At 70.9% G+C, this 15,109-nt stretch carries 15 protein-coding genes; 7 read left to right on the forward strand and 8 right to left on the reverse strand.

The window, feature by feature from the left end; all coding sequences use genetic code 11:
- Positions 1 to 128: 128 nt before the first annotated feature.
- The gene (locus ACGFI9_RS03105) at positions 129 to 1,133 is read left to right on the forward strand and encodes a LacI family DNA-binding transcriptional regulator (RefSeq protein WP_393174277.1); all 1,005 of its coding nucleotides are present in this window, start codon (positions 129 to 131) and stop codon (positions 1,131 to 1,133) included.
- Here ACGFI9_RS03105 and ACGFI9_RS03110 read toward each other — a convergent pair.
- Positions 1,102 to 2,184, reverse strand: a complete 1,083-nt coding sequence (locus tag ACGFI9_RS03110; protein WP_393174279.1) for a LacI family DNA-binding transcriptional regulator — start codon at positions 2,182 to 2,184, stop codon at positions 1,102 to 1,104. The genes ACGFI9_RS03105 and ACGFI9_RS03110 overlap by 32 nt on opposite strands.
- Positions 2,185 to 2,405: 221 nt before the next feature.
- Here ACGFI9_RS03110 and ACGFI9_RS03115 point away from each other — a divergent pair, with 221 nt between their 5' ends.
- From ACGFI9_RS03115 to ACGFI9_RS03130, 4 genes are all read left to right on the forward strand, one after another.
- Positions 2,406 to 4,031: a glycoside hydrolase family 43 protein gene (locus ACGFI9_RS03115; protein ID WP_393174281.1), complete on the forward strand. Its 1,626-nt coding sequence runs from the start codon at positions 2,406 to 2,408 to the stop codon at positions 4,029 to 4,031.
- A gap of 112 nt (positions 4,032 to 4,143) precedes the next feature.
- Positions 4,144 to 5,337 carry an endo-1,4-beta-xylanase gene (locus tag ACGFI9_RS03120; protein ID WP_393174283.1) on the forward strand — a complete coding sequence of 398 codons (1,194 nt, stop codon included), beginning with the start codon at positions 4,144 to 4,146 and terminating at the stop codon, positions 5,335 to 5,337.
- 279 nt (positions 5,338 to 5,616) lie between these two features.
- The gene (locus tag ACGFI9_RS03125) at positions 5,617 to 7,041 is read left to right on the forward strand and encodes an endo-1,4-beta-xylanase (RefSeq protein WP_393174285.1); all 1,425 of its coding nucleotides are present in this window, start codon (positions 5,617 to 5,619) and stop codon (positions 7,039 to 7,041) included.
- 77 nt (positions 7,042 to 7,118) lie between these two features.
- A complete protein-coding gene (locus ACGFI9_RS03130) occupies positions 7,119 to 7,775 on the forward strand; it encodes an HAD family hydrolase (protein WP_393174287.1) in 657 nt (218 codons plus the stop codon).
- A 283-nt stretch (positions 7,776 to 8,058) separates the two neighbouring features.
- Here the strand turns inward: ACGFI9_RS03130 and ACGFI9_RS03135 are convergent, their stop codons facing one another.
- From ACGFI9_RS03135 to ACGFI9_RS03150, 4 genes are all read right to left on the reverse strand, one after another.
- On the reverse strand, positions 8,059 to 8,277 hold the full coding sequence (locus tag ACGFI9_RS03135; RefSeq protein WP_393174289.1) for a hypothetical protein: 219 nt from the start codon (positions 8,275 to 8,277) through the stop codon (positions 8,059 to 8,061).
- Positions 8,274 to 8,702, reverse strand: coding sequence for a hypothetical protein (locus ACGFI9_RS03140; protein ID WP_393174291.1), 429 nt, complete (start codon positions 8,700 to 8,702; stop codon positions 8,274 to 8,276). Before ACGFI9_RS03140 ends, ACGFI9_RS03135 begins: the two co-directional genes overlap by 4 nt.
- Positions 8,671 to 8,916 (reverse strand): hypothetical protein, encoded by a 246-nt coding sequence (locus ACGFI9_RS03145; RefSeq protein ID WP_393174293.1) that lies wholly within the window; start codon positions 8,914 to 8,916, stop codon positions 8,671 to 8,673. The genes ACGFI9_RS03140 and ACGFI9_RS03145 overlap by 32 nt, the downstream gene beginning before the upstream one ends.
- 152 nt (positions 8,917 to 9,068) lie before the next feature.
- Complete coding sequence (locus ACGFI9_RS03150; protein WP_393174295.1) at positions 9,069 to 10,265, reverse strand: helix-turn-helix domain-containing protein; 1,197 nt, start codon at positions 10,263 to 10,265, stop codon at positions 9,069 to 9,071.
- Between the two features lie 316 nt (positions 10,266 to 10,581).
- Here ACGFI9_RS03150 and ACGFI9_RS03155 point away from each other — a divergent pair, with 316 nt between their 5' ends.
- On the forward strand, positions 10,582 to 10,830 hold the full coding sequence (locus ACGFI9_RS03155) for a hypothetical protein (RefSeq protein ID WP_393174297.1): 249 nt from the start codon (positions 10,582 to 10,584) through the stop codon (positions 10,828 to 10,830).
- A gap of 163 nt (positions 10,831 to 10,993) precedes the next feature.
- Here ACGFI9_RS03155 and ACGFI9_RS03160 read toward each other — a convergent pair whose 3' ends face one another.
- Positions 10,994 to 11,314, reverse strand: a complete 321-nt coding sequence (locus ACGFI9_RS03160; protein WP_393174299.1) for a hypothetical protein — start codon at positions 11,312 to 11,314, stop codon at positions 10,994 to 10,996.
- A gap of 109 nt (positions 11,315 to 11,423) precedes the next feature.
- On the opposite strand from ACGFI9_RS03160, the gene ACGFI9_RS03165 reads away from it, so the two are divergent.
- Entirely contained in the window at positions 11,424 to 12,050 is a 627-nt protein-coding gene (locus ACGFI9_RS03165; RefSeq protein WP_393174301.1) for an AAA family ATPase, read from the forward strand.
- A 32-nt stretch (positions 12,051 to 12,082) separates the two neighbouring features.
- On the opposite strand, the gene ACGFI9_RS03170 is transcribed toward ACGFI9_RS03165, so the two are convergent.
- Both ACGFI9_RS03170 and ACGFI9_RS03175 read right to left on the reverse strand, forming a co-directional pair.
- Positions 12,083 to 13,240, reverse strand: coding sequence for a glycoside hydrolase family 26 protein (locus ACGFI9_RS03170; RefSeq protein WP_393174303.1), 1,158 nt, complete (start codon positions 13,238 to 13,240; stop codon positions 12,083 to 12,085).
- Positions 13,234 to 15,066, reverse strand: a complete 1,833-nt coding sequence (locus ACGFI9_RS03175; protein WP_393174305.1) for a glycosyltransferase family 2 protein — start codon at positions 15,064 to 15,066, stop codon at positions 13,234 to 13,236. Before ACGFI9_RS03175 ends, ACGFI9_RS03170 begins: the two co-directional genes overlap by 7 nt.
- Positions 15,067 to 15,109 lie beyond the last annotated feature (43 nt).

Consider the following 15,109-nt stretch of genomic DNA (forward strand, 5'->3'; position numbering starts at 1 on the left):
CTCCTCGACCACTCAGTCGGGTTACTTGCGGGGGAGTTTTACAGTCGTGTAACTCGATGTCAATCGGTATCGATAACGTTTTCGAAACCTCGTGGCGGGGCCTCCGGCAGCCCTCTATCATCGTCGGCGTGGCGTTCCCCCAGCGGATCAAGATGTCGGATGTGGCTCGTACCGCCGGCGTCTCGGTGGCAACCGTATCGAAGGTTGTCAATGGGCGGTACGGCGTGGCCCAGGCGACCGTGGAGCGCGTCCAGCAGGTCATCCACGAGCTCGGCTACGAGGCCAGCCTGGGGGCGCAGAGCCTGCGCAGCCACCGCACGAACGTGCTGGGCATCCTGGTCGCCGAGTTCGAGCCGTTCTCGACCGAACTGCTCAAGGGGGCGTCCCGGGAGGTCGCCGGCAGCGGATACCAACTGCTGGCCTACTCCAGCGGCGACGGCGAGGGCGCCGCAATAGGGTGGGAACGGCGCTCGCTGGCCCGCCTGTCCGGCACCCTCATCGACGGGGCCGTGATCGTCACGCCGACCGTGGTCGAGACCAAGCACGGCTTCCACGTCGTGGCCGTCGACCCCCACACGGGCCCGTCCGGCCTGCCCACCGTCGACTCGGACAACTTCGCCGGCGCCGTACTCGCGACCAACTACCTGCTGTCCCTCGGTCACCGCCGCATCGGGCACATCAGCGGACGTCCCGACCTCGAGTCGGCACGGCTGCGCGAGGCCGGCTTCCGCAGGGCCATGGCCGACGCCGGCGTGCCGGTGGACGAGCGGCTCGTACGCGTCGGCGGGTTCCGGATCGAGAGCGCCGCCGGCACGGCCGCGGAGCTGCTCGCGCTCCCCGACCGGCCGACCGCGATCTTCGCGGGAAACGACCTCTCGGCGATCTCCACGATGGACGTCGCCCGCGGCATGGGCCTCACGGTGCCCGACGACCTGTCGGTGATCGGCTTCGACAACGTCCCGGAGTCGGCGCTGGTCAACCCGCCGCTGACGACGATCACGCAACCGCTGCAGCGCATGGGCGCCGAGGCGCTGCGCCTGCTCATCGACCTGATCGCCGGCGTCGAACGCGACACGCACATCCGGCTCCCCACCGAGTTGGTCATCCGTTCGTCCTGCCGCCCCTACCGCTGACGCCGTCACCCCGGGAAACAGCACGCTCCCCGCGCCGGGCCAGCGGGGCGGCGCTGTCGCGCACGATGAGCTCGGTGGCGAGTTCCACCCGCGGGCTCTCGATGCGCTCACCCTGGGCCAGGCGCAGGACCGTGCGGGCGGCGAGCATGCCCATCTCGGCCAGCGGCTGCCGGACGGTGGTCAGCGGCGGGGAGCACCACCGGACCTCCGGCAGGTCGTCGAAGCCGACGACGCTGATGTCGTCCGGCACCCGCAGGCCGCGTCGCCGAACGGCTTCGTAGACACCGAGGGCCATCTGGTCGCTGGAGGCGAAGATGGCGGTGGGCGGGTCGGCCAGGCCCAGCAGGTGGTTGCCGCCGGCGAACCCGGCCTCGTGGTAGAAGTTGCCCGGGCAGATCAGCTTGTCGTCGACGGCGAGACCGGCGGTCTCCAGCGCCGCCCGGTAGCCGTCGACGCGCGCCCGGCTGCACATCAGCTGCGGCGGCCCGGCGATGAAGCCGATCCGCCGGTGGCCGAGACCGAGCAGGTACTCGGTGGCGCGCAGGCTGCCCACCCAGTTGGTCGCGCCGATCGTGGGCGCCTCCTGCGGCGGCACCCCGGCGGGGTCGACGATGACTCCGGGGATGTTGAGGCGGCGCAGCTCGGCCTGCAGCGGCGGCTCCAGGGTGGAGGTCACGAAGATGACCCCTTCGGTGGAGCGGACGCGCATGTTGTGCAGCCACTGCTTGGCCGACGAGCTGCGCCGGTGGATCGCGGACACCACGGTGCCGATGCCGGCCGCGTGCGCGACATCCTCGACGCCCCGGATGATCTCGAGCGCCCACGGGCTGTCCAGGTCGTTGAAGACCAGGTCGACCAGGCCGGAGCTGGCCCGCATGCTCGGCGGGCGGCGGCGGTAACCGTGCCGGGCGAGCAGTTCCTCGACCCGTTCCCGGGTCTGCGGCGAGACGTCGGAGCGGCCGTTGATGACCCGCGAGACGGTCGGTACCGAGACACCGGCCAGCCGCGCGATCGCCGCGATGGTGACTCTCCGGGAATGGTCCGAGGTCACGAGGCGCCCTTTCGACATCGCTCAGGCCAACGACGGCACCGGAATTTTCATCGACGCGACGACATGTTTCAACGTGATGGCGGGTACGTTACGACGCACTCCCGCCAGGGTCAAGGCTCTGTCGTCGGTCGCCGCAAGCCGTTACGGTGAGCGGGAATCTGGAAACTCATGGCGGACAACTTCCGGAAATTCGACGGAAGACCGACCCCAAGGAGCCGTACATGTCGACGGAGATCGCAGACGTGGCCACGACCGCCCGGACGATCCGCAACCCGGTCCTCACCGGGTTCCACCCGGATCCCTCGATCCTGCGGGTGGGCGACGACTACTACCTGGCGACCTCGACCTTCGAGTGGTACCCGGGCGTCCGCGTCCACCACTCGCGCGACCTCGTCCACTGGCGTGCGCTCGGCGGGATCATCACCGATCGCCGGCTCCTGGACCTGCGCGGCTGCGGCGACTCCAACGGCGTGTGGGCGCCCGACCTCACCTACCACGACGGCCTGTTCCACCTGGTCTACAGCGACGTCGCGAGCTTCGCCAGCGGCTACTGGGACCCGCAGAACTACCTGGTCACCGCACCGGACATCAACGGGCCGTGGTCGGATCCGGTGAAGCTGCACGCGCACGGCTTCGACGCCTCGCTCTTCCACGACGCCGACGGGAGCACCTGGCTGCTGAGCATGAGCGCGGACTGGCGTCCGGGACGGGACCGCTTCGGCGGCATCGAGATCCAGCGGTACGACCGCGAGCAGCGACGGCTGGTCGGCGAGGCCCGGATCATCTTCCACGGCACCTCCGCCGGGCTGACCGAGGGGCCACACCTCTACCAGCGGGACGGCTGGTACTGGCTGGTCACGGCCGAGGGCGGCACCAGCTGGGAGCACCAGGTCACCGTCGCCCGCTCCCGCCACCTGCTCGGCCCCTACCTGGCCGATCCGAACGGTCCGCTGCTCACCTCCGCGGGCCGCCCCGAGCTGCGGCTGCAGAAGGCCGGACACGGCTGCCTGGTGGAGACCCAGCGCGGCGAGTGGTACCTGGCCCACCTCGTGGCGCGCCCCTACACGCCGCGGGGCAACTGCGTCCTCGGCCGGGAGACCGCGATCCAGCGGGTCGACTGGCCCGCCGGGCAGTGGCCGCGGATCCCCGGCGGCGTACCTGCCGACGCCATCCCCGCGCCGGACCTGCCGGCGCACCCGTGGCCCGACGAGCCCGCGACCGACCACTTCGACGCTCCCCGGCTCGCGGCCTGCTGGTCGACGCTGCGCCGCCCGGCGGGCCCGGACTGGCTCGACCTCGCGGCGCGCCCGTCACACCTGCGGATCCATGGTGGGCAGTCGCCGGTCGGCAAGCAGACCCCCAGCCTGGTCGGCCGGCGGGTCGGGGCCGCGAACTGCGTACTGGAGACCGTGGTCGAGTTCGATCCTGTCGACCACCGGCACCTGGCCGGCCTCACCGCCTACTACAACACCCAGAACTGGCACTACCTCTACCTGACCCGGGCCGACGACGGCCGGCTGGTGCTGGAGCTGCTCAGCTGCGACCGGGGGCGGCGGATCGTCCACCCGGACCTCACCGTCGACGTCGCCGACGCCGTCCCGGTCGGCCTGCGCGCGCGGTTCGACGGGCCGGTGGTGCGCTTCGGCTACGACCTCGGCGCCGGCTGGCGGGAGCTCCCGGTGGACCTCGACGCGACCACCCTGTCCGACGAGCACGCCGCGCTCATCATCGACGGCGAGCCGGCGGCCTGGGGCTTCACCGGCGCCTTCCTCGGCCTCTGGGTGCAGGACCTCGGCAACGACGGCGTGTACGCCGACTTCGACCTGGCCACCTATCGGGAGCACTGAACCCGCCGACCGGTTGACGGACGCCATCGACCTCCGTAACCTTCCGGGCTACTTACGGAAATACCTTCGGAAGTTTCGGAGCAGAGGACCCCGCTTCCCGGAAGGAACCCCCATGAAGCTGAGACGCTGGATCGCCGCCGGCGCGGTCGCCGTCGCGACCGTCGCCGCCCTGAACATCACCCCCGCCACGGCGGGCCGCCCGCACGATCCCGCCGCGCAGAGCCTGCGCGACCTGGCCATGCGGCACGGCCTCCACGTGGGCACCGCGGTCGACATGGCCGCCCTGAACGACCCCGCCGACCCCCGCTACCGCGAGCTGACCGGGTCCGAGTTCTCCACCGTCACCGCCGAGAACGTGATGAAGTGGGAGAGCCTGGAGCCCACCCGGGGCAGCTACAACTGGGGACCGGCCGACGAGCTGGTCGCCTTCGCCCAGCAGCACCACCAGCGCGTACGCGGGCACGTGCTGGTCTGGCACAACCAGCTGCCGGCCTGGTTGACCAGCGGCGTCGCCGACGGTTCGATCAGCACCACCGAGCTGCGCCAGATCCTGCGCGACCACATCACCGCCGTGGTCACCCACTTCAAGGGCCGGATCTGGCAGTGGGACGTGGTGAACGAGGCGGTCAGCGACCCCTGGGACACCCCGTCGACGCTGCACTACAAGGGCTTCTGGGCCCAGCACCTCGGGCCGGACTACATCGCGGACGCGTTCCGCTGGGCCCGGGCCGCCGACCCGAAGGCCCTGCTGTTCTACAACGACTACAACATCGAGGCGTTCGGCTCCGGCGACCCGGCGAACGACAAGACCCAGTTCGTCTACGAGATGGCCCGCGACCTGCTGGCCGAGGGCGTGCCGATCGACGGCATCGGCAGCCAGGGCCACCTGGGCACCCAGTACGGCAACTACGACACCTTCCAGGTCGCCGCCGCGCTCAAGAAGTTCGCGGGGCTGGGCCTGGCGACCGCGTTCACCGAGGTCGACGTCCGCAGCCAGCTCACCGAGGGAGTGCGGGCCGGGGATTCCAACGAGATCAACCCGAGGTTGCAGGCGTCGGCGGCGAACTTCAACGTGCTGCTGCGCGCCTGCCTGGCCTCGCCGCACTGCCTGTCGTTCACCCTCTGGGGCTTCACCGACAAGCACTCCTGGGTGCCCGGCTGGTTCGAGAACCCGCCCGAGGGACTGGCGACCGTGTACGACGAGAACTACCAGCCGAAGCGGGCGTACCAGGAGTTGAAGGCCGACCTGGTCTTCTCCGGACCGCCCTTCGTGCTGCCGCGGGTGCCGCAGCAGCCGCGCCGGTAGGCGCTCCTGCCCGACGACGGCGGCGGGGCCGGTCCACGACGGACCGGCCCCGCCGTCGTGTTCCGATAGTTTCCGGAAGTTGTTGACGCTGTCGCCGACGCGTACGGACAATGACATCCGCGAATGGAGCCCCTCCCTGCGGGAGCGGCGCTCCGATCGACTCACGGTGGACGCAGTCCGATCCGCGCGGCTTCCGGGCGACCGCGCGGCGAGGCGGCACCGTGGTGGGCAGTCGGCGGAGCGGGCTCGTCATCCACCACACCATGGAAAGGCTTCCTGATGGACAAGGTGCTCGCCCGCGGCAGCGGGAGCCCCACAGCCCGGCCGCGATCGCGTGCCGCACTGCTGTCGGCGGTGGCCGGCGTCGCGATGATCGCGGCGACGGTGGTCGTCGCCACCAGCGCCAGCGCCGGCACCACGCTCGGGGCGTCGGCGGCGGAGAAGGGCCGTTACTTCGGCACCGCGGTGGCCGCGTACAAGCTGTCCGACAGCCAGTACGTCGGCATCCTGAACCGCGAGTTCAACATGGTCACCCCCGAGAACGAGATGAAGTGGGACGCCACCGAGCCGTCCCAGGGCCAGTTCACCTTCACCAACGCCGACCGGATCGTCAGCCACGCCCAGGCCAACGGGATGCGCGTGCGCGGGCACGCGCTGGCCTGGCACTCGCAGCAGCCCAGCTGGGCGCAGAACCTGTCCGGCTCCGCGCTGCGCCAGGCGATGGTCAACCACATCACCCAGGTCGCCAGCTACTACAGGGGCAAGATCTACGCCTGGGACGTGGTGAACGAGGCGTTCGCCGACAGCGGTGGCGTCCGCCGCGACTCCAACCTCCAGCGCACCGGCGACGACTGGATCGAGGTGGCCTTCCGCACCGCGCGGGCCGCCGACCCCGGCGCGAAGCTCTGCTACAACGACTACAACACCGACAACTGGACCTGGGCAAAGACGCAGGCCGTGTACAACATGGTCAAGGACTTCAAGGCACGTGGCGTGCCGATCGACTGCGTCGGCCTGCAGTCGCACTTCAACAGCGGCTCGCCGTACCCGAGCAACTACCGCACCACGCTGCAGAACTTCGCCGCCCTCGGCGTCGACGTGCAGATCACCGAGCTCGACATCGAGGGCTCCGGCACCGCCCAGGCCACCACCTACGGCAACGTCGTCAAGGACTGCCTGGCCGTGTCCCGCTGCACCGGCATCACCGTCTGGGGCATCCGGGACAGCGACTCCTGGCGGGCCAGCGGCACGCCGCTGCTGTTCGACAGCAACGGCAACAAGAAGCCCGCGTACACGGCGGTACTGGACGCGCTGAACGCCGGTGGCACCACGCCGCCGCCCACCACCACTCCCCCGCCGACCACCCCTCCCCCGACCACCCCGCCGCCCACCACGACCCCGCCGCCCTCGGGCACGGGCTGCACCGCGACGCTGACGCTGAACCAGTGGCAGGGCGGCTTCGTCACCTACGTCCGGGTCACCGCCGGCGCCGCCGGCACCAACGGCTGGACGGTCACGCTCACCCTCCCGGCGGGCGCCTCGATCACCAACACCTGGAGCGCCCAGCCCAGCGGCACCAGCGGCGCCGTGACCTTCCGCAACGTCGACTACAACGGCCGGATCGCCCCCGGCGCCTACACGGAGTTCGGCTTCCAGGGCGTCGGCACCGGCCCGTCCGGCACCGCCACCTGCACCGCGAGCTGACCGACCATGGCCCGGCGCGGGGGCTTCCCGCGCCGGGCCTCCCCGTGCCGTTCACCGCCCCGGCTAGGCTCGGTCCCGTGATCGAGGCCGTGGTTGTCGACGTCGACGACACGCTGTGCCTCACCGAGGCGGTCTGCTTCGAGCTGGAGAACGAGGTCCTGGCGGCGCTGGGACGCCCGCCGATGTCCCGCGCCGTACACCTCGCAACCTGGGGCGAACCGCTGCTCGACGCGATGCCGAAGCGGTCACCCGGGCTGGACGTCGGCCAATTCGACGCCGCCTACCGGCCGGTCCTGCGCCGCTACGTCGTCGGCGGCCGGCTGGACGTGGTCGCGCCGGAGAACCTCCGCGCGCTGGACCAGCTCGTCCGGGCCGGTCGGCGGCTGATGCTGCTGACCTCGCGTACCGAGGCCGAGGTCGAGCACATGCTGGCCCCGGATCACGTCCTGGCCGAGCGGGTGGACGCGGTCTACCACGCCGGCAACACCCGGTTCGGCAAGCCCGACCCGCGGGTGTTCGACGAGTTGCTGGCGGCCACCGGGCTGGCACCCGAGCAGTGCGTGTACGTGGGCGACTCCCCGGGGGACGCCCAGGCCGCAGGTGGCGCCGGCCTGCACTTCGTCGCGTGCCTGCAGAGCCGCGTACGCACCCGCGAGGACTTCGACGCCCGCCACGTCAGCGCCTTCATCCAGACCTTCCCCGAGCTGGTCGACGCGGTGGGGCGACTGGACTGACCGGAATCGCTGGCCGGCCGGTCCCGATCAGCGGCCTGCGCCGTCCGCCTGCCCGTGATCGTGGAAAGCCGTCCGAGCGGTACACCGCCGAAGACTGATATGTCTCTGCGACATAAACATGTCTCAGAGACATGTCGCTCTCGAACGGTGTGTGGCGAGGGATTTCGCTTGTGCTGGCGCACCTGCTCGTCGCAGACCTCCTGGTCGCAGTCCGGGTCCGGCGGGATCCACCGGTGCGAACCGTCGCTGTAGTGGAACTTCTCATCCCCGGCGCGCAGGATGCTCACCGCAGCCACCCGAGGAAGCGCCGGTGCAGCGTGCCGGCCGGCGCCCAGGTCAGATCCGCGGTGGCCCGGACCAGCTGCGCCCCCATGTAGAGCGCCAGCGACACCGGCGCGTCCGCGAACTCCGCCCGCAACTCCCGCCGCCGCGTCGCGCACGGCCACGGCGCGCCGCACCCACCACAGCTCCAGATCGGCAACACTGGCCCGTGCGTGGTCACGCGCGACCTCCCAGCAGCGCCGCCGTCAACGACCGCCCCTGCCCGCTGGTCGCCCACTCCACCTGCCAACACGGGTACGGAGTCAACCGCGCCCACCACGCCCGGCAACCCACACACATCCCGTCGAGGCCCCGCAGGTGTACGCCAAGAATCTGCTGCTCCTGCCTCACCACTCGCCCTCCGCCGGCCAGTGCCCACGACCGATCGGAGCCCGGTGACGGGCACGGCACGGCAGATCCGCTCCGCAGCGACAGACCCGCCGCCACCTCCCCCACGACCAAACCAGCCGGTGACGGCGAGCCAAGGTCAGCGCGACGGCAAGCAGGTACCCCTCGTACGAGACACGCTGCCTGCCCTCGGCCGACGTGGCACCAGCGCCAGCCACCATTCGGCTCACCGGTGACCCCTCGTCCCGTAGCCGGCACGCCGGCCCGGCGCCATGGGCATGGTCGGGGCGATCTGCGTCGATCCGCGGTGCCATTGCGTGTCCCGCAACCGCTTCGCCTGGTCGAGCAGCCGCCGCTGCGCCTCCGCCTGCTCGCGTGTCTGGTACTGCTGGCCGGTGCCGGGTGTTGGAGGCGGCTCCGGCCGCCGGAACAGCCACCGCACCAGCTTGCGCAGTTCGGACCAGGTCGCCACAGGTTCCGCCTCCACGTCGAGCGTCGGAAGGCGGTGGAGTCTCGTCAGGCCCTGTCGAGGACCGGACCTGATGAAGATCCGCCGCGGTCGGTGACGTGGACGCTACGAGCGGTCACGGGCGGCGGTGGGGACAGTTTTTACCCGAGGGAGGGCTACCCCGTCACCCCGATCGCGAGAGCCAACTCCCGCGCGTCCTCCCCGACCGTGCCAGGCCGGTTCGACAACTCCAGTGCGACCGTGCGGGCGAACGGCTGGTGCCGCACCGTGTCCACGCTCTCCCGCAGCGCCCGACCGAGCAGGTGGATCGCCGCGACCTCGCCTCGATCCAGCATGTGCGCCCGAGCGGCCTCGATCAGGGCGGCTGCCCGACGGGTATGCGAGGGCAGTGCCCGGTAGTCCGCGGTGTCGGCCCGCCGGACAGCCTCACCAGGTCGGCACAGGTCCGTCTCGATGGTGACCGCATACGCGGCGCAGGCCGCCGGCCCGAACATCAGCCACGGGTGGGCGTACTTGGGACCGAGCCGGCTCGCCGCCTCCTCGGCGGCGTCCCACGCGCGCCACGCCTTCCCTGCCCGCCCGGCCTTGCTGTGCCCGAGCGCGATGCCGAGCTGCGCCTGCCCCCACCGCGCCAACTGCTCCCCACCGGCAGCCGGGTCAACGAGGCCGGCGGCGTCGATGAGCATCTCCTCAGCGGCGTCGACCTGATTCGCGCCCCGGTAGACGTGGGCGTAGTACCAGGCGGCCACAGCGATCGCGGCCGGATCATCGGCGTTCTGCGCGGCGAGCATCGCCCGGTCGGCGGCGAGCCACACCAACTCCGGATACGGCTGGTGGGCCAGGTACAACTGCGCAAGGTGGTAGACGCGCGCCAACTCGACCAGCGCCTGCCGTCGGGCCGGACCGTCCAGCCGACGAGCGCTGCGTTGCGCCTCCGCCAGCAGCCCGGGAAGCACCGCGGCGACCGCCGTTCGCTCGACAGTCGACCGGTGCCACAGCGCCCACGCCTGATCGACCAAGCCGCGCAGCACGTCGACGGGTGTCGGCTCGCCGACCGGCACCGCAGTGCGCTGCATCGCCGCAGCGACGTTGTCCACGTCGGGGTGACCGGCGCGGGTCACCGAAGCCACCGGCAAGGACTGGTCGCCGGTCAGGTCCGCCAGGTCGGAGATGTCGAGCACCTCGGCCAGGCGAAGCAGCATGGGCAGGCGGGGCGGGAGAAGACGGCCATTCTCCAGAGCCTTGACCCACTCGGCGCTGCGACCCACGAGCCCACCGAGGACCGGGCGGGTCTTGCCTGCGCGTTCGCGGTGAGCGCGGAGGCGCGCACCGAAGGTCGCGGGATCGGTCATCGTCGTCTCCCAGGTAGCGGACTGGGCGGCGGGCCGCCGGCCGCTACTCCGGCGGGCCGCCACAGTCGACGGTACTCGCGCGGCAGCCTCCACGCGCTCTGCCGTGAGCGAGTTGCAAGGAAGCGCCGCAGAGGGCGCGCTGTACGACTGGACCACCTGGACGGAATCTGGCGTACTGGTCGACTCATCCGTCGCCCACCGATTTGACGGTCTCGCAACGGGCTGACGGAGCCTGGGACGGCCCGATCTTGGACTCGGGGACTCGGGGAACTTGACGCCCGCCCCCGCGGCGTTCGCCGCCAGCTACGGTCGTCGCGTGAGCGTGGTCAATGTGGTTCAGAAGTTCGGGACGGACGATGTCCTCGAAAGCTCCTGGGAGCTGCCCCCGGAATTAGTCGAGCCGCTCCGGAAGCACGTCAACGTCGGAGATGACGGTTGGATTATCGACGAATGGCGCATGACGGAGCAGATCGCCGCCATCGTTCAGCCGTGGGTGAGCGAGCACATCGACGTCGGCTCGGGCGCCTGGTTCGTTGGCTCGTGGTACCACCCTGACCAGGTGTGAAAGCAGGACGAGGCCTGGTGCCCGCATCCCAGCTTTACACCCATGTCCCGCACCATGCCCTCGGCCTCGCGCACCATGTCCTGTTCCAGTTGGGCGCGCTCAGCCGGGGAGTCCTGCCAGAGGTCGGCGAGGAACGCGAACGTGGCAAGGGGTTCCGGGAACCCTAGAGACCCGGCACAGGCAGCGAGAGCATGTGCGCCATCCACCGGTGCGGTGGTCCCGGACACCATACGGCGCGCGTATAACCCGGTACCTCCCAGACGGCTTGGTCGGCGTCGGGCAGGTTGCGCAAGCCCAGCTCGCCGACCACCTGGTCCAGCAGCTCACGCGCCTCGCGGTACTCGCCTCGCGAGTGTCCGGCAAGTTCCCTCAGCGATGGACTGTCCAGCCCTTCGGCAAGCGCTTGCGCCGCAATCATCGGCAACTCCTCGCTCGCCAGGTCTCCCGCCAGCAGGCGTACCCCGATGTCCCGCATGTCGATCACACGCCGAGTGTCGGAGACTCCGCTGATCCCCGTCCAGCGGATTGCGCTGCGCCCCTCCTTTGCCGCTTCCCGCTTCACAGCGCGGCTGGCGATCTGACAGCATCGGCGGATGCTCGGGATGGAGAGACCGGTGGTGATCGCCGTGTGCGGATCCCCGGGGGCGGGAAAGACCACCGTTGCGTCGGCGACGGCGCGCCGCCTCGGACTGCCGTTTCTGACCCGGGACGAGATCAAGAACGGCCTCGGGCTGTCGGCCGCTTCCGCCGCACCGGACGGCGGCCTTCAGCTCGACCGGGCGTTTCACACCGCCGGCGGCCCGTTCAGCGTCCGCGCTGAGGCCGTGATGGTCGACGCAGCCCGGCTGTTCGCCACCGCGGGGGTGAGCTTCGTGGTGGAGTCCTCGGTGTTGTCCCGCGAGCTGCTGGATGCGCTGCTCGCGGCCGGCGCCCGAGTGCTCGCGGTTCACGTCGTCGCCCGCGAGGCGGTGATCGACGTGCGCCTGCGTGCGAGGGCAGCCGCGGGCGGGGCCATCGACCGACAGCTCGCGTCCCAGTTCCAGCGGGGCGAGATGAAGTCGTCGATCTTCGAGCCGCCGGACGGAGTCGACGCCGTCGTTGAGGTCGACACCTCGGATCACGGACATCCGGTCGTCGAGACCGTCGAGGCGGCGTTCGTCGCCCTGCTCGGGTCACCGTCTGCGCCCTACCTGCCCGGCGAGGTCCGGATCAGAGGTTGACGTGGAACCAGGAGCGACGTCTCGTGCCCCGGCTACCGTCCGACCTCCGTACGCGGGATCATCTCCGGCGACCAGGTGAAGTCGTACCGGGGGGCGGCGACCGACTCGGCGAAGGCCGTGGCCGCGGCGCCGGAACTGATGATCCGCCAGTCCCGTTCCTTGTCCACCTCGAACCAGATCAAGCCGATGATGTCCGGATGGCCGGGCAGCATCCGGAAGGTCTCTCTGATCCATTCGGCCTTGCGGCCGCTGGCCTCGGCGGCACCGGTCTCGGTGACCACCAGCGGCTTGCGGGTGAGGGCGCGGATCTCCTTGACGGTGCGGCCGAAGATCGCGTCGAAGGAGTGGTACTTCGCGAACGACCCGCTGCCGTAGTAGCCGGTCATGCCGATCCAGTCCACGTACTGGTCGCCGGGGTAGAGCGGGGCGAGCGCCGGGGTCGAGTCGCTCCACCGGACGTTGGCGCTCCACACCCAGATGGCGTTGGTGACCCCGGCGGTCCGGAACAGGTCGTGCACGTGGCGCCACGCCTTGACGTAGTCGCCCGGCTGGTTGCCGTTGGCCTTCTCGCACCAGGGGTACCAGTCGCCGTTCATCTCGTGGGCGAACCGGATGGCCACCGGGTAGCCCAGGGACCTGATGCCCTGGGCCCAGGACATCAGGTGGCTGTCGAAGTCTCCGCGCGCGATGGCGGACAGCCGGTAGCGCGGCTGGTTCGAACGGATCTTGTCGATCTGCCGGTTGGCGAGCTTCTGCTTCCGGCTTGCTTCGTCGACCCGTTGGTCCCACGGCTCCCAGCCCAGCATCGGCAGCATGCCGCGATCCTTGATCCGGTCGAACAGCGCCCGGTCGAACGGGGTGTCCGCCCAACCCGCGCTGAAGAGCATCACCTGCGGCTGGTGCTTGGCGGCGGCGGTGAACGTGTCCACGGGCGTGAAGTCGTACGGTCCCTCCTCGGTCATGACACCGATGAACGCCTTGCCGGCCGGCGGGAAGACCTCCGTGGCGGTCTGGGACGTCTCGGTCGCCGCGGCCGTCGTCACCACCGCCGGCCCAGCCTTCGGGCTCCGGTCGGGCAGGGCCTCCTCCCGGCCGCCGGCCGTCGTGGCCGGTGCCACCGCGAAGGCGTACGTCAGCAGCAGCGCGCCGACCAGCACCATCACGACCCGCGGAATCGTCACCCTCACCATCGCGTACCTCCGTTGGCAGCCACCCGCGCGGCCGGCGTCTGGCGTTCACCGTTCCCGGGCCGGGCGGCCGGCCCGGTGGGCTCGTCGGGCTGTTCGCGTCTTGCCCTGAGGTTCGTCGCCAGCGCGATCAGCGGCGGGCCGAGACCGGTCAGCAGGGTCAGGACCGGCCACACCCGCAGCAGGGGCGCGCCGGTGCCCAGCACGAAGCTCGCACCGAGCAGGCCGGCGGCGGCGGCCGCCCAGCAGAAGTGCAGCCGGAACGTGCGGAACGACTCGGTGGTGCGCAGCTTCCCCTTGGCCGTCACCACGAACCCCAGCTTCCGGCGCAGCAGCGCAGCGACCCCGGCGGCCACGTAGACGGGCCCGGCGAACAGCGCCAGCGCCATGCCGACCAGGCCGATCTCCTCGCGTTCGTGGGGCGCGATGTTGAACCGGCGGAGCCAGAGCCACAGCATGAACCAGGTGCAGAAGGTCGAGCCCCACAGGACGGACCAGACGCTGACGTCGAGCTGCGCGGTGCCCACCCCGGTGAGCAGGTACATCGCCGTGGCGAGGTTGCCCAGCAGCAGGCTGACGGCCACGCTCGGGTAGTAGAACTGCAGCAGCCGGTACTGCCAGCGCCGCCGTGCCGGCAGCGTACGCGGCGCGCGCAGCTCGGGGCGGACGAGGATCTCGCAGATGCCGGCCGCCCACCGCTTCTGCTGGTTGAAGTAGTCGGCCCAGGAGGTCGGCCCCTCGCCGAGGGCCACCACGTCGGGGGTGTAGACGCCCTTCCAGTGGTTGCCCGTCCGGGGGTTGGTGGCGGCGTGGATCCGGATGCTGGTCAGGTGGTCCTCGATGATCGAATCCTGGTAGCCGCCGATGGTCCGCCAGGCCGACGGCCGGTAGAGGTGACCGGTGCCGGTCAGCAGGGGGGCGTCCAGGCCGTTTCCGCCCCGGGCGATGAGGCCGTTGTAGAGGTACTGCTGGACCGAGGCGCCGTGCGCGACGAAGTTCTGGTGCATGTTGCCGTACACCTGCGGCGTCACCACGAAGGCGACGTCCGGGTCGCGGAAGTAGCCGAGCGTCCGTTCGAGGAAGTGCGGCAGCGGCACGTGGTCGGGGTCCACGTTGGCCACCACGTCGTACTGGTGCTCGTGCTCGGCTCGCCAGGCGTTGTGGTTGCCGGACTTGGTCCTGGCCCGGAACTCGCCGCCGGGCTGGTTGTACTCGGGCCGTCCCTTGCGGCTGAAGTGCCGGACGCCGAGCCGGGCGGCCATCTCCTTCACCGCCGGGTCGTCCCCCTCGTCGAGGATCCAGACGTCCACCTGGCCGCAGTACACGATCTGCCGCAGTCGCCGCAGGGTCCGCTCCGCGACGTCGAGTGGTTCCTTGCTCGGCACGATCGTGGTGAGCAGGGCGACCCGCAGGCCGACCGGAGGGTCGACGGGGACGGGATCCTTGGCGTGGAACGCGAACATCCAGACGACCACGTTCTGCGCGAGGCGGATCAGCTCCACCCCGACGACCACGCAGAAGCCGAGCCGCGCGGCGACCATCTGCCAGCTTCCGAGCCCGCTCGCGCCGGTGCCGGGCACGTGCTGGGGAAGCAGCAGCCAGCCGATGAACAACACCCCGGCCGCGGTGTTGACCAGGACGAGCAGGGTCAGGACCAGGCGCGCCCAGGGCGAGGCGATATGGCGGAACGCGACCGCCGCGTCCGGGCGCCCCGGCGCGACCAGCGGGCCGGCGGTCGCGCCGCACCGCGCGTACGCGAGGCGGGCTCTGATGTTCCGCTGGCGACGGTCCGGGCCCGGACCGGACGGCGGGGCGGCCGAGCTGCCCACCGGAGCACTGTCGGCCGGGTTCCCCCGCCCTGCGGCGCGGGAC

This window comes from Micromonospora sp. NPDC048930 (genome assembly GCF_043197935.1).
Taxonomy (GTDB): domain Bacteria; phylum Actinomycetota; class Actinomycetes; order Mycobacteriales; family Micromonosporaceae; genus Micromonospora.

Excerpts from the sequence above, each read along its gene's own strand:
- ACGFI9_RS03115 (WP_393174281.1), top strand. The coding sequence starts at position 2,406 with ATGTCGACGGAGATCGCAGACGTGGCCACGACCGCCCGGACGATCCGC.
- ACGFI9_RS03120 (WP_393174283.1), top strand. The coding sequence starts at position 4,144 with ATGAAGCTGAGACGCTGGATCGCCGCCGGCGCGGTCGCCGTCGCGACC.
- ACGFI9_RS03125 (WP_393174285.1), top strand. The coding sequence starts at position 5,617 with ATGGACAAGGTGCTCGCCCGCGGCAGCGGGAGCCCCACAGCCCGGCCG.
- ACGFI9_RS03150 (WP_393174295.1), bottom strand. The coding sequence starts at position 10,265 with ATGACCGATCCCGCGACCTTCGGTGCGCGCCTCCGCGCTCACCGCGAA.
- ACGFI9_RS03165 (WP_393174301.1), top strand. The coding sequence starts at position 11,424 with ATGCTCGGGATGGAGAGACCGGTGGTGATCGCCGTGTGCGGATCCCCG.
- ACGFI9_RS03170 (WP_393174303.1), bottom strand. The coding sequence starts at position 13,240 with ATGGTGAGGGTGACGATTCCGCGGGTCGTGATGGTGCTGGTCGGCGCG.